This window comes from Glaciecola punicea ACAM 611, assembly GCF_000252165.1.
GTDB classification, from domain to species: Bacteria; Pseudomonadota; Gammaproteobacteria; order Enterobacterales; family Alteromonadaceae; genus Glaciecola; species Glaciecola punicea.
On sequence record NZ_BAET01000022.1, the window covers coordinates 40,084 to 56,385 of the forward strand.

At 42.7% G+C, this 16,302-nt stretch carries 11 protein-coding genes; all 11 read right to left on the reverse strand.

All coding sequences use genetic code 11. The annotated features are described in order from the left end of the window. Positions 1–6 precede the first annotated feature (6 nt). Positions 7–900: a Brp/Blh family beta-carotene 15,15'-dioxygenase gene (locus GPUN_RS09340; protein ID WP_006006005.1), complete on the reverse strand. Its 894-nt coding sequence runs from the start codon at positions 898–900 to the stop codon at positions 7–9. A 51-nt stretch (positions 901–951) separates the two neighbouring features. Beyond that, positions 952–2,148: a lycopene cyclase family protein gene (locus tag GPUN_RS09345; protein ID WP_006006007.1), complete on the reverse strand. Its 1,197-nt coding sequence runs from the start codon at positions 2,146–2,148 to the stop codon at positions 952–954. Continuing rightward, on the reverse strand, positions 2,145–3,071 hold the full coding sequence (locus GPUN_RS09350; protein ID WP_006006009.1) for a phytoene/squalene synthase family protein: 927 nt from the start codon (positions 3,069–3,071) through the stop codon (positions 2,145–2,147). Before GPUN_RS09350 ends, GPUN_RS09345 begins: the two co-directional genes overlap by 4 nt. Before the next feature lie 3 nt (positions 3,072–3,074). Beyond that, on the reverse strand, positions 3,075–4,550 hold the full coding sequence (crtI, locus tag GPUN_RS09355; protein WP_006006011.1) for a phytoene desaturase family protein: 1,476 nt from the start codon (positions 4,548–4,550) through the stop codon (positions 3,075–3,077). Then, positions 4,543–5,400 (reverse strand): polyprenyl synthetase family protein, encoded by an 858-nt coding sequence (locus tag GPUN_RS09360; RefSeq protein ID WP_006006013.1) that lies wholly within the window; start codon positions 5,398–5,400, stop codon positions 4,543–4,545. The genes crtI and GPUN_RS09360 overlap by 8 nt, the downstream gene beginning before the upstream one ends. 83 nt (positions 5,401–5,483) lie before the next feature. Continuing rightward, complete coding sequence (locus GPUN_RS09365) at positions 5,484–6,380, reverse strand: bacteriorhodopsin-like (RefSeq protein WP_238528966.1); 897 nt, start codon at positions 6,378–6,380, stop codon at positions 5,484–5,486. Positions 6,381–6,922: 542 nt separating this feature from the next. Continuing rightward, positions 6,923–9,982, reverse strand: a complete 3,060-nt coding sequence (locus GPUN_RS09370) for an AAA family ATPase (RefSeq protein ID WP_006006019.1) — start codon at positions 9,980–9,982, stop codon at positions 6,923–6,925. Continuing rightward, positions 9,979–11,121 (reverse strand): exonuclease SbcCD subunit D, encoded by a 1,143-nt coding sequence (locus GPUN_RS09375; RefSeq protein WP_006006021.1) that lies wholly within the window; start codon positions 11,119–11,121, stop codon positions 9,979–9,981. The genes GPUN_RS09370 and GPUN_RS09375 overlap by 4 nt, the downstream gene beginning before the upstream one ends. A 51-nt stretch (positions 11,122–11,172) precedes the next feature. Beyond that, positions 11,173–11,811, reverse strand: a complete 639-nt coding sequence (locus GPUN_RS09380) for a condensin complex protein MksE (RefSeq protein ID WP_006006023.1) — start codon at positions 11,809–11,811, stop codon at positions 11,173–11,175. Next, positions 11,804–13,291, reverse strand: a complete 1,488-nt coding sequence (locus GPUN_RS09385) for a hypothetical protein (protein ID WP_006006026.1) — start codon at positions 13,289–13,291, stop codon at positions 11,804–11,806. The genes GPUN_RS09380 and GPUN_RS09385 overlap by 8 nt, the downstream gene beginning before the upstream one ends. Before the next feature lie 2 nt (positions 13,292–13,293). Then, the gene (locus tag GPUN_RS09390; RefSeq protein WP_006006028.1) at positions 13,294–16,191 is read right to left on the reverse strand and encodes a coiled-coil domain-containing protein; all 2,898 of its coding nucleotides are present in this window, start codon (positions 16,189–16,191) and stop codon (positions 13,294–13,296) included. Between the last annotated feature and the right edge of the window lie 111 nt (positions 16,192–16,302).

The window sequence follows — 16,302 nt, forward strand, 5'->3', positions numbered from 1 at the left end:
AGTTGATTACGCAGCCTTTTCGTGGCGATGCCATACGCTTATTAGTATCATGTGTGACATGGTTAACCCAAATAGACCGATGAAAACCCAGCGCAAAATGACTGTATTTATACTAAGCCCACCCCTATATTGCGATACCCCATAATACACGCCTAAGGCGATAAACATGGTTGCTAATACAAATGGTATACTGAGTAAAACCGCCCTACTTATATCAATATTGAGTTTAGCGCTCACATCATGCAGATGCTTAGGCGAGTGAAGCAAACAAAAATAAAGTGAAAAATGCAGTAAGGGGGTCAGTACTAAGCTACTCATAATCAGGCAGATCCATTCTGCCAGACGCCACTTACCCTTGGCTTTCCTTGACATTACTAGCTTAGCTAAAAAATATAAGAACACGGCCAGTGTAGCAAAGAATAATAAGCGCATGCCCTGCATGACAAGGTTTGCTGCGTCAACACTAAGTAGTAGTGCAGTAAACAAGCTCGTGACAACATCTGAATAAATAACAGCAGGCCCGCAAATTACAATAGCCGCTAAGCACATACCGGCGTACTTTGGCATTGAAGTGCGCCAGTCTGCCGAAAAGTGAAAAATAGATACACATAGAAATAGTACTAATGCGCTTGCGGGAAAGCCGAGCCAGAATAAAATCGAAAGGACGGCAATAGTGGTGTATGCGCTAATAAAAAAGATGCCAGACTTTACGCTATGCACCAAATTCAACGACTTTGCAACGGCAAAGTCTAAAGCGCCATGTGGTAGGCCTAATATAGTTACCGCTGCGGCTAAGCCAATAATTAAATACTGCTCTGGGAGCGAAAAATTTGCTGCCACTAACAGCGCAAATATTAGCAAGGTGCCAATGTAAATTTGAGTGTAGCGTAGTTTTGTCACTGGTTTAAATGCCTTTGGCTCTTTGGAATTGATGCTAGCGCTTTTGCACTATTATTTTTTGTTAATTAATAACTTACAAGCAGCTATCAAGAAAGGTTTTTTAGGCATTGCCCAAATGACACTGATGAAATCTACAATGGTAGCCTGCTGAGTCATAAAGCGCACAAACCTTGCTGGCTTTACTTTTTTGAACATAAGTTCGAATATGCTTACCCCAATAGACATGTTGTCACGCAGGACTTTTAGCATGATCATGTCCACTACACAATAGACTCGTTTGATGGGGGCGGTTGGGGAGAACCTATTAAAGCGCATAAGTTCCCTTGCGCACTGTGTCGCCCAGCCCTGAGAGTTGAGAAAGCTGTAGCCGGTGGATGCTCGCATAGCACCGCCCGCTATGCCGCCATAGCAAATATTTTCGTTCTTTTTATGATGGTTCTGGTTTAATAAATACATAGGTAACACCGCATTTTCTGAACGTTCTACCGTATATTTACGTTGTTTAAGCAACTCTTTTATAGCCCCATGCAAGCGTAACTTTAAGGTATCTTTGCTAATAGCATGCAAACTAAAGCAGGTAAATTCGATTAGCGCTTGCTTAGTATTAAAGGGTAAAACATACACAAACTCAATCCCTAGTGCAGCGCTTTTTAGCTGATGCATGAGCTGCACACAAGACGGCTCAAAAAAATCCTCGCTGAGCGTAATTTCTTCGCCGTAAAAACACTGCAGTAAACCGGTATGATTTTTATCTATCGGCGGTGGTCGGGTATCAAGAACTTTGCGAGCGTTTATTGCAAAGCCATTGCTTGTCAATGTACAAATATTGTCTTGTGTACGTACTAATGTTACGTCACTGTTATAGATTATCCTGAAACGTGGGTTTTGATCTATTCTCTTTTGCGCAAGGCGGCTTAAGTCATCAGATCTAACGCAGCAATAGCGATAAACATCGCTGCGCATCACATAATTACTTTGGCTCGTTGACAAGCTCCAATGTGACCATCTGTGGGAGATAATTGATGCGATATAACGTGGAACATTCAGTAAACCCAATGAGATGTTTTGCGTATTAGTGCTCCAAAAACTCCAAATGCGATCATTTAGAGGGCCGCTGTTGCGCTCCAGCACGGTTACTGAGTGAGGGTAATTTATATCGTCAAGGGCAAGTAATAAGGATAGCCCCGCAGCGCCTGCGCCAATGATAATTAAGTCACTTGTCTGTTGGCTGACGAGTGCAGTTTTCATGTGCTAATTGCCAGCTTCGAAGCTTTAGCCTTTGCAAGGGGGATGGTTGTAAGATGTTTGTGCAGTTCTTGGGAATGCTTAATATGACCGTCAGCAATGTTACGCGCACTTAAGTCCCATAATGCTTGGCAAGCGAGAGTTACTTTTCTAGGTGTTGATACAATTACCCGGCCATTCCAGTATCGGCAGTTTTGCCGGAGTAGCTTTTTACCAATTTCTCTATACACGTACGCTGCAACGGCAATCGCTCTTTGATTACGTTTAGGTAAATAGTAAAGTCCGGCTAAACCACTTTGATAATATTCTTGGGCCAAGTGTAAGAGTTGTACTATTGCGTCTTGAATATTTTTTTGATCTTGGGCTTGATTCGCGGCAATTTGCTTGGCCGTAATTGAATTCACCCAAATGCCTGGAATATAGCGACGATTCATGCGTGCATCTTCCATAACATCTCTTGCTATGTTGGTGAGCTGCATACCTATGCCTAAATCGATCGCAAACTTTTGGCCTTGCTGATCTGCGCCTAGTATAGGTGCCATCATTAAACCCACTACACCAGCGACTTTGTAGGCATATTGGACTACTTCTTGCTCATTTACTAAGGCTTGCAGACTAAAATCTTCGCTAACGCCTTCAATGAGTATGATGCCGTTTTGTCTATCTATACTGTGTTCTTCGCACAATAATAAAAAATCGCCAATTAACGGGTGGTCTTTTTCATTTTGTATTATTGAACTTCTAATTTCTGCAAGCTGAATTTCAGCTTCTATTTTATCTTCGTTTTCGTCGGCTATGTCATCGATAATGCGGCAAAATCGATATAAACGCGCCGCTGCAATACCTGTTTCAGCTCCTAAAAACAGCCGCGCAAAATTAAATGACCTGCCATGCTTTTTTAGCAGCGCAGTAGGATCATCTACCATTGTTTATATACCTGTAGCGGGAATGAGTCTGTCAACCACCTTTGCTGAACATAACACACCTGGTAATCCAGCACCCGGATGAGTACCGGCACCACATAAATATAAGTTTTCTGGCCCTTCCGCTTTGTTATGAAATCTAAACCAAGCAGACTGCTGAAATGAAGGCGCAATTGAGAAGCCACTGCCTTCGACGCTGCTGAAATCTTGCTCAAAATCAGCTGGTGTTTTTGCAAATCTATGCACAATATGCTTAGATAAGTCGGGCATTATACTGCGTTCTAAGGCCTCAATTATCTTATCACCGTACTCATCCTGCTTTTCAGACCAGTTAATACCAGACAGATTATTAGGAACCGGCGCTAGTACATAAAATGAATCACAGCCTTGCGGAGCCATGTTGGGATCTGTCGCAGTTGGACGATGCAAATATAAAGAAAAATCATCGGCCAGCACTTTCTTATCAAAAATATCGATTAATAAATCCTCATACCGTTTACCAAGCCATATAGTGTGGTGTACCACATCGGTATATTGCTTAGTGGTACCAAAATGCAGGACATATAAACCCATAGACAGTTTTGCATGTTTTGTTTTTATGCGCGCGCTCATGCTCTGATTTTGTTTAGGAATGAGATTACGATATAGAAACTTAGGATCTATATTTGAGACCAACTTATCGCACAAAAAAGTCCCATTATTTGTATTAACGCCAGTGACCACATTATTGACTATACTTATGTCGTCTACGCTAGTATTGAGCTTTATTTCAATGCCTTGTTCTAGCATCAGCTTTTCTAAGCCGTTTATAATGGCGCCTGTACCGCCCATCGCGAAATGAACGCCCCATTTGCGCTCTAAAAAATGAATTAAGCTATAAATGCTGGTAGTGGCAAAAGGATTACCACCGACTAGCAAAGGCTGTATCGAAAATGCTTGGCGTAACTTGTCGCTCTTTAAATAAGCACTTACCATTTGATACACAGTACGATGACATTTTAACTTAATAAGCGCAGGTACTTGCGAGAGCATGGTCGAAATTTTATGAAAGGGTTTATCGGAAAGCTGTGTAAATCCAACGTCAAATATGGCCTCAGACTGCGCCAAAAGACCCAAGTAGCCAGCCTTGTCTTCGGGCTCAATATCGTCTATTCGTGCCAGCGTTTCTTCAATTGTGCCGCCATAGTCAAAGTGACTGCCATCGGGGTAAACGAAGCGATACCAAGGCTCTACGGGGACAAGCTCAAAGTAATCTTCTAATTTTTTGTCAAATAGTGAAAATAATTCTTCCAACAGAAAAGGAGCGGTAACGACGGTTGGTCCTGCGTCGAAAATAAACCCGTCCTTGTTAAATTGCTGAGCACGGCCACCAAGTCTTTCTCTTTGGTCAATTAACACAACTTCGTAGCCTTTGGCTCGCAGTCTAAGGGCCGACGCTATTCCCCCAAAACCGCCGCCAATTACAATAGCGTTATTACTCATAGGTGCCTTCGTTCGCTTTAACTAACAGTTTTTGTGAGGCTTTGATTACCGAATTGGCACAGTTAGCAGGAAGTAATTTAAGTTCTCTTTCACACTGCATGAGTAGATATTGTGCGCGCTTGCGCGCAAAGCTAATGGCTTCTGCGACGCTACACTTCGTTGCCAATAAATTTATTAAATTTAGATGCTTATGCTGCAAATCCTGCTGCCAATCGTTCAGGTCATCTACAATTTGATAGGCAATCGCAAATTTATGTAATGCTTTATTTGCCGTATTCACATGATGTTCGTGGCCTGACATAAGTAGAGGGAGACCCAGCGTTAATTGAATTAATGGGCCAGATTTCATTGCAGCGATTTCTTCATACTGCTGCTCGCTTATGTCGCTACTTGCGTCGATATCACGCGATTGGCCTTGAATTGTGATGGAAACAGCTTCATTTATATGTAGTAGAAGCGATGATAGCGCGGGATGCGCGCCTATATCGGCAAGAGTACCATAGGCAGCCGATATCATTGTGTCACCGGTGCATATGGCATGTGACTTACCGTATTTTTTCCACACCGACTGTCGGCCTCTGCGAGTAGTTTCGCAGTCCTGTAAGTCGTCATGGACTAAAGATGCGTTATGTAATAATTCAATACTGCAGGCCAAAGCAATAATGGCCTTAATGGGTAATTCTAAAGCAATGCCTGCATCAATACACAGTTTTGCCCGTGACCTGTTCCCACCGCTGTTTAAGTGAAATAAGCTAGGTGCGCTATGTTGCAGTCTAAAAACCATTTCCTCTTCACATTGATTGAGTAAGAGAGGTAACTGCGGTATAGGGTGCGAATTAGTTTGTATCATTATTGTCACTCTAACCTAAGAAATAGAGTTTGCAACCCCAAAATAAGGTCGCAAACTAGTGTCATAGTAAGTAGTGCTTTAGTTTATGCCTTACTTGCTACTGGTTCTGCTTGACTTTCAGTAGTCGCCGCGTACCAAATTAATAGGCCGAACGCTACTTTGTTTACTAAGTCTGCAAAGTTATAAATAATGTTAAGCGCTTCAGAACTGCCTACGCCCGTGTATCCTGCAACATAACCAATTGGGTAAATAGCCCAACCAACGGTTACAATCCAGCACATAGCTTTGTATGCGTACTTAACTGCCGGAGTGGCTTGTGTTTCAGCTGCTTTGCCTGCTTCGCCGTAGAATATTTCATACAGGATGTAGAACCATCCTAGCATACCAATTACGAAACCTACCCAAATATTGATGTAGCCAGATTCGCCTAAATACCCTGGAATTAACATGACCAAAGTACCTATCAATAAGCGCCAGAAAATACCAATAGATGCTACGCCGATAGCGCGTAGAATTAAGTAAAATTCAATCATTAGTAACGGAACGGTTAATAACCAGTCTATATATCTAAATACAGTTGGTGACTCACCTGTTGCCACCCACACGTCGCGCATGTAGAAATAATGCACTGCCGCAATGAATGTTACTAAAGCTGAAACGACCAATGACGTTTTCCATTTTGCGGTTACGCCTTGTGTTTCCCAAAGGAAAAACACGGTAGAAGCCATTAAAGCCATTGAAATTATCCAAAATGAAATACCTACGAAATCATCTTGAGCTAAGCCTGCTGCGGCATTTGCAAAACCAGCAAACGTTAATAAAAATAATCCTGTTACGATTAATTTTAATTTAACGCTGACTTGGCTTAACGAAAAGCCTTTTGTCTTTTTGTAAGCGTTTTTTATCATCATAATTTTCTCTATGTAGTCCTTCGTGAAACGTGTTTTAAAATGTACATGGATTGAAGGGTAATCCGACATCGGACTTCCTTACCCCTCCTTTTTACTGTGACTAGTTGTGTTTGTACACTTCTTTCGGTGCTGAGGACGTGAAGATAATGTAAAGTAAAAATTACACTTAGTGCTTCAGGCCAATGGAATCAGATGCTTTCAGGTTTGCAAGTGAATAAAACATTTTCATTACGTTTTTGTAACCTTTGCGTAACGTTTGATAATCAAGCATATTTCAATCATATTTTAAGCAGTTAATTTAGTAAGATTTTGCGAAATTAGTGTGTATCACCGTATTTCTAAGTGAAAGGGTGTAGGTTTTTTTATAATCGATTTAAAATTTTAAAGTAATTGGGTCTGTATTCTTAGATGGATCAGTAGTTTAAAAGTCTTGGCACGATTTTAGCTTACACAGCATTAGAAAACATTACAATATGCTCTTTTCCGATTAATCTATGTTCATAAGAATATTACCATACGAAATTAAATAAATTGATAGTGATGCTAGGCTTAGTGGCTACTGCCACTTTCGTTAAAGCTGACCTTTTTAATTTACATATGGTTAAGCGCCACTATGCAATTGTGCTAATACTACTGCCAACTCGACTGCTGTGAACGTCTATGCGCTTCGCCATCTGCTCCTTTAACTCAGTTACATGCGATATTATCCCTATCATGCGCCCGCTGGCTTGAAGATCAACAAGGACTCTGATTGCAGCATCTAAGGAGTCACTATCTAGACTGCCAAAACCTTCATCAATAAATAGTGTGTCAAGGTGTATGCCTCCTGCGTAAGACTGCACTACATCCGACAAGCCTAAAGCTAACGACAGTGCCGCCATAAATGACTCTCCGCCCGAAAGTGTGGCCACCGAACGTGGCTTGCCTGTGTTACCATCATGCACCTCAAGTTCTAGCCCAGACGCTTTATTGCCTTTTGCACGGTCTTCTTTGCGAATAAGCTGATATCGCCCTTTACTCATAATATGTAAACGCTGTGATGCTTGTATAAGCACATCGTCAAGAAGTACGCTAAGCACAAATCGCTGTAAACTAACTTTATTGCCTGTGTTGCCATTTGCAACTTCGCTTAAGGTGCCTATTACCGAATATTGTTGGTTAAGCGTTTCGTTTTGGGTCTCTGCTTTTACCAGCTTGTCACTCACATTGACTAAGCTAATATAGCGAGCCTCTAAGTCGCGCCATATTTTGTCTTTTTCTGCAGATATTTTAGTATTTGCGTTTAACCCTTGCTCAATACTGCTCACATCGCTTCGTTGTTTATTACTGAGTCTTTGCCAAAGTTGCTTTACAATCGCGTTTAAGCTGTCTAGTTCAGTTTGGTAGCTAGCAATGGCTTGCTTTAAGGCGTGCTGCTGGCTTTCATCCGCTTGCGCTTGCATAAAATGCTTGGTATCGCTAAATTCGCTGTTAAACAATGCCTGCTGCCAATCACTGGCTGCTTTGCTGCTTCTTATTTCTTGCCCATGTAGCCCATTGAGCAGTGTCTTTTGGGTGGCACTTGCCTGATCAAAGCTTGACTGTTTCTTAGCCAGGTCAGTTTGTGCTTCACGTAGCAGCACTGTGAGCTGCTCAATAGTAGCGCTTAACTGTTGTAAACTTTGTGAAAGCTGCCAGGCGTCATGATGCTCCTTGGGAATTTGCGCGGCTAGTTCATTCGCGCTTGTTTGCGCCACAATCATCGCATTGTTGTCGTTACTTGCTTTTGCTTCTAGCACTAACAGATCGTCTGTGCTGCTTGCCTGCTGCGCTTTAATTTGTATTATGCGTTTGTTCAACTTGGATTTTGTCAGCTGCAGATTCGTTAATGACGCCAGCTTCCGGCTTATATCTGCTTGCTGCTGCTCAAGCTGTGCAAGCGACATTTGTGCATACTGGCCTAATTGCTGTGAATGTTCTGCAAATCTGTTTTGTTGCGTTTCTAGCTTGTTACTTATGGTAGCAAGCGTGTCTTTCGCCTCTTGCATATTCTCTCTAGAAACAGTTTCTCGTTGACGATCTTCGCCTACTTGTTCTTTAGAAACCAACATGTTGCTGCCGTCTTCATGGGCTGGGTTTGGGTGATTTTTACTGCCGCATACCGGGCAGGGCTTGTCATGGCTTAATTCTTTTGCCAATAAGCTGGCTTGGCCCATGTGCCAAGCAATTTCTGTTTGGGTAGCAATAGTGCAGGCCTTCTCAAATACTTGTGCGAGATTGTCAAGTTGAGCTTGGTCAATGCGCTGCTGTTTGAGGCACTTTGCTATATCCGCTGAAATAGCATCTAGCATACTGCGTTCGTTATGTTTTTGAGCGAGTTTATCTAAAGCTTGCTGCAGCGGTGTCACTTGTTCAAGTGTGTGAGTGTGTGAAATAACGAGTGCTTCTTTTTTGAGAAGCTCGCTGGCTAATGCACCTAAGCTGCATTTTTTTTGTTCAAGCGCTTGGCTGCTACTTGCGAGCTTAGCTGTTGCCCCTGTTACGCGTTCTTTATTGTCGCTAAGTTTCGTGAGCTGATGAGAAAAGCGTTTTAATTCAATTTGTTGCGTTTTAAAATCATCTAGAGCACCGGCATTTAATTTGGCTGTTTCTACCCTGCTTAACGCTTGTCTATGCTGAGAACGCGCATTTGAAACCGCTAATTTTGCTTGCTCATGATATTTACTCGCACTCACATAGGCGGCCTGGCATTCCACATTATTTGTATATAAATGGTAAATTTTTTGTGCACTAAGTGCTTGGCTTAATAGTGCTTTCTTTACTTCAATATCATTATTTTGCTTATTTATTAAAGACAAGTCAGTGCGCTTCGCGTCTAACTCATCAAACTGCCGATTTATCGTTTTGGCTTTATCTATTTCACTTTGCTGTTTTTGCACTTCGCCATGCGCTTGATCTTTTTCAGATTTGGCCTGAAAAAGCGCAGGGATTAAGCTCTCAATTTCGATGTTAAGCTGCTCACGACAGTCTAGATTTGCACCTTCTAATATGCCGCGCACTTTGCTTTGATGAAGCTCGACCGCCTGTTTTATGCCTGAAGCTTGTTCCTTGAGCTTGTTTTCAATTTGCTTATAGATATGGGTTTCGAACAGTTGGCTAAAAATGCTCTCTCGGTCTTTTGAGTCGGCCATTAACAGTTCACGAAATTTATCCTGCGGCAATATCATGACCTGTCTGAACTGTTCAACCCCAATGCCTAATAATGTATTAATGTGGTTGGTAGCGTCGTTAACGCTTTTCGATACCCATAAAACGCCTTCATCAGAGCCGTCTAAGTACCAAAGCTTAGCTTCAGCTCTTTTGATGGTGACGCCTTCACCTCTGGTTCTTGGGCGTTCTTGTATAGGAGATCGCCAAATAGCATAGCGTTTATTGCCCAACATAAATTCTAGACTAACTTCACATAATACCTCTTCACTGGCGTGATCGCAGCGCATTTGCTGGGGATCGCGATCTGCTCCTGCGGTTTGTCCATATAAGGCAAAGCAGATAGCGTCTAAGATGGCGCTTTTACCAGCGCCGGTGGGGCCGTTGATCAAGAACAGCGGGTTGCTGCCTAAAGCGGTAAAATCAATCTCTTCTTTGCCAGCAAACGGTCCAAAGGCTTGCAGGCGTAGTTTAAGCGGCGTCATGCTTGCTGTTCCTGTTTGATAAGCGAAACGATGGTTTCTTTTACCGCCTTTTGTTGATCTGTGCTCATTGCTTGGCCTGACACCTGTTCAAAAAAATCGCTAAACATCTCTAGTTCGCCTCGCTTGAGTTTTTCGCGGTTCATTGCCTGATCGCCTGTTATTAACATGCCGGGTTTTTCTAGCATCAGCACATTTGGATATACCTCACGCAGCTTTGCCATGGGCTCTAGTATGGCATGGCGATCGGTCATTCTTATCAGCACATAATCTTGCTTGTGAGGGTCTAATTTACCTTGTTCAATAATAGTGGCAAATTCCCCTTCAATAACGCGCATATTTCGCAGCGGCGCTAATGGCAGGTGGGTAAATGAGGCTCTGCCGTCTTTGTCTAGTTCGACTAAGGTTATGCCTTTTTTCTGATGCTGTTCAGAAAAGCTATATTTTAAAATAGAGCCTGAATATCGAATATGCGGGGCGCCTTTTTGCTGCGGCGCATGCAGGTGGCCAAGCGCTACATAGTTAAAATCTTCACAGGGTTGATAACTTACTCGGTCAGAGCCGCCAATAGAAAGGGGCCTTTCTGAGTCTGATGTTTGCGCGCCGTCTATAAAACAGTGGCTAATTAACACATTTGCTTGATTAGCTAGGGTGGCCTTGCTAATTTTATTGACTAAAAAAGTGTGCGCTTCGTCAAAGCTTTTTACATCTTCGCTCCACACGTTACGCACCGTTTCAGGATCGGTATAAGGAATACCGTAAAAAGCAACGTCACCGGTTGACGACGCAATTACTACAGGCTCTGTAATTGCCGATAAATCCCCCATTATATGTAAGCCTGATTTTTTTAGCTGCCTGGAGCCAAAGCGCACGCGCTGGGCACTGTCGTGGTTACCCGGAATAAGAATGACGGGGACGCCCAAATCCATGGTTATTGCGGTGAGCACTTGGTCAAGTAAATCAACGGCACTTGCTGGCGGTATAGAGCGGTCGTAAATATCGCCCGCTATGATCACCGCGTCTACTTTTTCTGTTTTGATGTAATCTAGCAACTGGTTTAGCACATGGCGCTGGTCTTCAAGTAAAGACACATTGTGAAATTGACGGCCTATGTGCCAGTCGGAGGTATGAATAAACTTCATGTGTTTTTTGTCCTTTTTTGCGCTTAGCCTGTTTACAGATAAAGGGCAGTGCTACAGGTTTTCGTGCGCCTGAATGACCGCGTCTAAGAACGTTTTGCCCGCGGATGATAAAAAGTAATGATTGCTGCTGGTATCAAAGGCAAAACCGCGGTTGACCAAATACTCTATGGCTTTTTGCCAATTGGCGAATTTTAAGGCTCTGCAAATGCTTTTGTATTCGTCGCTTTCACCAAGGGCTTCAATGTCTTTGTTATTGAAGCCTAATGAATCGAGGCTTAAGCTATCGATGTTGCGGCCACTCATTTCAAAGTAACGCCCTAAAATAAGCAATATGGATTGGGTTCTTAGCGCGTGTTCATCGGCTTCGTCAATTTCGCTGTCAGCAAAGTTGTTGATGTAAAAAAATTCACCCTTCGCGTTATATTCAAGCTCTTTGCCAATCAATTTGTACAGCAGGGTGAAGGCGTCTACGTATCTGAATAGATACGTGTAGTCTTTGTCTTCAACATGCTGTGATTTCAACTTGTTATAGCTTAATTTGGTGATAACTCTACCTTGGGTAAAACGCTGGTAGATGCGTGCGCTAATGTTGTGGTTGAGTTCATCCATGGCGCCGTGTGCTGTATTCACGTGACTAGCGGGCTTGTTTGTCGCGTTAGCACTGTCATTATGTTGGTTGCTGTCAGTCATGTGGGTCTTGCGCCTTTAGCGGTGATTGATTGGCAATACAGCGAACTTTACGATAGCGATAGTTTTCGTGCATTTGAGAGGTGTCTTTTATAGTGTTATGGCTAACCCAGCCAAATAAATTGGTATGCTTTATTGTGAAACCGCGCCTACTGCCTTTTATAAAACCTATGCTTGAGATTAAGTCATACAAATGATAATCGTTAAACTTGTCTTGCAGGCGCATGTGCAGCATATTCACTAAGTCGTCTGTGTCGCGCAGCGTTACCTTTTCTAATACATCTACCAGGCGCTTATGCCTTTGCATTCTCTGCAATGCACGTTGGTTAGTACTCGCTTTTCCTAAAACCCCTAACAACTCATTAAAATGGGACACATCTAGCGTGCGCCCTTGAAGTTCGTTAAATAAATTTTTAAAGTAAGCGGGGGAATCGTTAAAACCATAGCCAATGGGCCGCACAAACGCCAGTATATTAGGTGAAAAGGAAGGTAAGATAATCGCTGCGCTGCCTATTCTACGCTTGTTTAAATTGTCGCTTAGGGTGCTTTGCAGTTCTGGCACTAGCTTATTCTGATAAAAATGCTCAATAGCGTTAAAGCGCTTTATGCTATCACGCTCCTTATGAATAAAGCGGTTTATGGTACTGGCGGTGGCCTCAATAGGCTGATAGTAGTTTAAAAAACTCAAGGCATAGCTTTGAATATTATTCGCTATCTGAGTTTTGTTGTGCGCAAGCAAAGCATCATGAATTTTTGAAACAACGCCATGCAGGCCTTCAAAGTCTTGATAAGTGGTATCAGGATTTAGGAATACCAGCAGCGGCATAATGTGGCGCTCATAAAGCTTCACTATTTGCTGCAGCCACTGCTGTTTAGCTTCTACATACTGTGCGCTTGTTAGGCTACTTTTTGCACTAGAGGACGTTAAGGCCTCTAAGTCTTTACTGAGTGACTGCATTTTAACGATATTTTGACGCACATCGCTGAGCAACCTGCCTATGTGCAAAAACAAGTTATCAATGAACTCAGCAAAATCATCATCGTCGTCTACAAAATTATAGTGACCGCTTACTATGCCCAGATGTGCTTTATTAAGTATTTGAAGATGGGTTTTAAGCTGTATATCAGTGAGTTTCTTAAATAGAGAGACGTCGCACAGTCTCACTACTGCAAGTACGGAATCTTGAAAATATAACCTATTCTCGCCTTGGCTATTGTCAACGTCCATCACAATATGTGCCTGCAGCAAATTACTCGTTGAAAAAGCGATGTTTATGCGCTTTCGGGTATCTGACTTAACATCTTCGGTGTATTTTTTGACCCGTGTGAAGATAGCGTACTCGGGAATATAATTAATGGCGGCAGCGTCCATCTCTCTAATGCACTGCGACATTATTTTACGGTGCTCAAGCAGCACGTTCAACGTTTCTACTGTGCCTAATGCCTTGTAGTCAACACTGCCCTTGTAAGTACTTACTTTCATATTTATATCAGCTTTTCTTGTGCTTGATTGGTTTCACCTGCAAAGCTATGTGTAAACTCCTCGCTGCCCTGCCAATAAACACGATGGCGTTCGTTATGATAAGGTAGCGCGGTAATCAGCGCGTCCATAACATGCCTTCTGCCTATTTTAGCCTGTAATTCAGGGCTGGTAGAGTGCGTGCCTGCGGCCATTAAATTAAACCCGTTTTGCGCTAAATCGGCCAACCACCAATCAAACTGGCCTATGTCTATATTGGCTATTTCATCGTGTACAATGGGGAATGAGGTTTCGCAGTTATGGTCAATTAGGCGTTTAAGTAGCAGTTGTACTAGCTTAATTTTGATTAAGGCGTTGGTTGAATTGCTTTGCTTTTTATCTTCTTTACCGGCTTTACCGCTTATCTGAACGCGTGGTTCGAACGATTCTATTACCTGGCTCATGGTTAAGGTAAAGTTGTCGTCTTGATCGAAAAAGCGCTCGGCGAAGGCCACTAAGCGCACGTAAAAATCATCAGACTGCATTTGCCTGCTGTATAAATTGGTTTCAGCAAACTCGTTTACCAAGGTTTCAAACTGTTTGTTTATACCGACTTCAAATTCTACCGACGCCACATTGTTAATGCTCAGTCCGCCAAAGGCCTGATTAATATCTTTTTCAAAAGATTTAATCACACGGTAGTTTTGCACAATAATTTCTTTTTTATTGCCGATGGTTTGGTTGTGCTCTTCTATTTGCTTGCCTAGCAATTCTCGCTGGGTGTCGATATTGGCGTACACTTCGCCAATATCGTCAAAGCAGGCGACTATTTCAGGCCAAAACGGGGTGTCGTCTTTTATGCCGTGTTTGTCTGATATAATTTTGCGATCGATAAAATCGCGCAGTCCACTTATAAGGTCAAATTGTAGCTGCTCTAAATTACGAGCGCATTGCGAGAACATTTGAATATGGTCGTCGTTTAAATAGCCAGCAAATTCTATGTTGTCATCAAGCATGTTAAGCCATTTGCTGTGAAGATTAGTAAAGCGGGTTAATTGCTGTGAGTAGTGCTTGTTTTGGGTGATACCCTGTTGGCAGTCGTCATAGTCGCTTTTCGTTTTAAATTGGCGAGTGGTCGCATCTATTAATGTGCGCTGCGTGCTATCTGTAGTCTTGTCAAAGGCTGTTATATTGATTTGCGCAGTGTCTATTTCGCCTAACAAAATGTCGCTGCGCTTGCTGGCGTAGTGCACGTTTTCCAAGACCTGAATATCGTTTTGGGCCAGTGCAATATCACGCTGAAGCTGTTTTAAGGATTGCTGTGCGTGCAAAGCATTGCCTTGCTGCGAGTCAATGTTGTTCTTCTGCTTTTCTAAAGCTTGAATTTCCTGCAGGTTTTTTTCAAGTAGGGCTTTATGATTAGTCTTGCTGTAAGGCCTAAACTGCAGTTTCGTGTCGAAAAACTGATAGTGACTTGCCTGTGTATCAAACAGTGCTGCAAAACCTAGCAGTGCTTCTTGCTGAGATTGTGAAAGCGCTTGGCCTGCGTTAGCATTAGCAAGCGATGGGTTAACGCTGTGCAGCCAGTCTAGCTGCTTTTTTGGTATCTGTTGTTCTAAGTCAAACTGCTTATTGTTAATAGCGTGCTGAAAATTTGCCTGCTCGCTTTTGAGAATATCTAATTTAACTTCGAGTTTCGACAGAGCTTCGGCGCGGCTAATATTACCTGTTTGCACCCCTAGCTGCGTTTCTTTTTCGTCTAAATCGTCTTGCAGGAACGCCTGTATGACTTCACTTGTTTGCCCTGAATATTCGGTTTGCAGGCGGCGAAAGCTATCCAGTGTCTCCTGATGCTGCTTTTGTTCCTTTTCTTTTTCTTTTAAGGCGCGTTTTTCTAGCGCGGTTTTCTCTTTAAGCTCAGACAGCACCCGCTGCTGTTTATCGTGTTTGTCTTTGGCAAGGGTATTTTTGCTAGCGAGCTCTTGTAGCTCTATACTTAAGTTTGCGCTACTGGCGTTAAGCCATGCAATAGACGGTTTCACTTGTTCAAGCGCGGTCAAGTATTCTTCAAAACTGGCTTTGTGCTTTAGTAGCTTATCGTAAAGTGATGTTTGATTCACAACCGCGGTTAGCTGCAGTTCTTGCGCTTTTAAGTTTTCGTGCTGTTCTTTAAACTCAGAAATACTAAAGCGCAAATGGTCTTGGGTACTTTTTTTACTGCCTTCAATAATATTCGCAATAGCATCGGTAAAAGGCCTTCTATTCTTACTTGAGGCAACAAACAAAAGCTTTATTAGCGCGCGCAGTGAGTTAATCGTTTGTGGCTCTTGGTTCTTCAGTGGAAATAGGGTGTAGCGGGTCGACTGTAAATCGCTTTCATATAGCAAAGCCGCCACTTTTGAGGGCTCTTTAGCCAGTACGCAGGTATTGTCATGGGTTTGAATATAATCGTATACTCGCTGCTTGCTTAAATTGCTCACGCGCTCACCAATACCGTCGGGGTCATTACCTTGCTGCCAAAACAAATGGCGCAGTTTGTCAAAAGGGAGTTGGGTGAACATACGTTCAAACTTTAAGCGGCCATTGTTGGCAGCGCTTAAAATTTGGCAGCAGTGCGGGCCGTCGTATACGCGTTTTTCATACTCTAATATAAGAAAGCTAAACTTACTGGGAAAGTAGTGATTAAAAGTTGTTTCAGACGCGTAAGTATCACCGTTGCTGTCGCAAAAACCAAAGTTAATGGCTTGCTTAGCCATAGAACACTCTGGCAAAAAGAACAGCCTAATAGCGTTAATTAAGCTAGATTTACCCACATTTCCCTCTGCAACCAGCATACAGTGAGCGTCTACGTCGAGCTCGGCGTAGGCAAATTCACTTGAATCTACGGCAATGATACGTTTCACGCCAATAAACAGCTTGCTCATGAATGTTCCTTTCCTGTTTGTGGGAGTCTATATTACGTTTTGATCCGGCAATTTGCTATTGCTAAGGACTGCTAAATTTGAAACCAAGGGATCAGATTCGTTGAAACCTGT

Bases quoted from the DNA above. Each gene is read 5' to 3' on its own strand.
- GPUN_RS09345 (WP_006006007.1), bottom strand. From the start codon at position 2,148: ATGAAAACTGCACTCGTCAGCCAACAGACAAGTGACTTAATTATCATT.
- GPUN_RS09350 (WP_006006009.1), bottom strand. From the start codon at position 3,071: ATGGTAGATGATCCTACTGCGCTGCTAAAAAAGCATGGCAGGTCATTT.
- crtI (WP_006006011.1), bottom strand. From the start codon at position 4,550: ATGAGTAATAACGCTATTGTAATTGGCGGCGGTTTTGGGGGAATAGCG.
- GPUN_RS09360 (WP_006006013.1), bottom strand. From the start codon at position 5,400: ATGATACAAACTAATTCGCACCCTATACCGCAGTTACCTCTCTTACTC.
- GPUN_RS09365 (WP_238528966.1), bottom strand. From the start codon at position 6,380: ATGTCGGATTACCCTTCAATCCATGTACATTTTAAAACACGTTTCACG.
- GPUN_RS09370 (WP_006006019.1), bottom strand. From the start codon at position 9,982: ATGACGCCGCTTAAACTACGCCTGCAAGCCTTTGGACCGTTTGCTGGC.
- GPUN_RS09375 (WP_006006021.1), bottom strand. From the start codon at position 11,121: ATGAAGTTTATTCATACCTCCGACTGGCACATAGGCCGTCAATTTCAC.
- GPUN_RS09380 (WP_006006023.1), bottom strand. From the start codon at position 11,811: ATGACTGACAGCAACCAACATAATGACAGTGCTAACGCGACAAACAAG.
- GPUN_RS09385 (WP_006006026.1), bottom strand. From the start codon at position 13,291: ATGAAAGTAAGTACTTACAAGGGCAGTGTTGACTACAAGGCATTAGGC.
- GPUN_RS09390 (WP_006006028.1), bottom strand. From the start codon at position 16,191: ATGAGCAAGCTGTTTATTGGCGTGAAACGTATCATTGCCGTAGATTCA.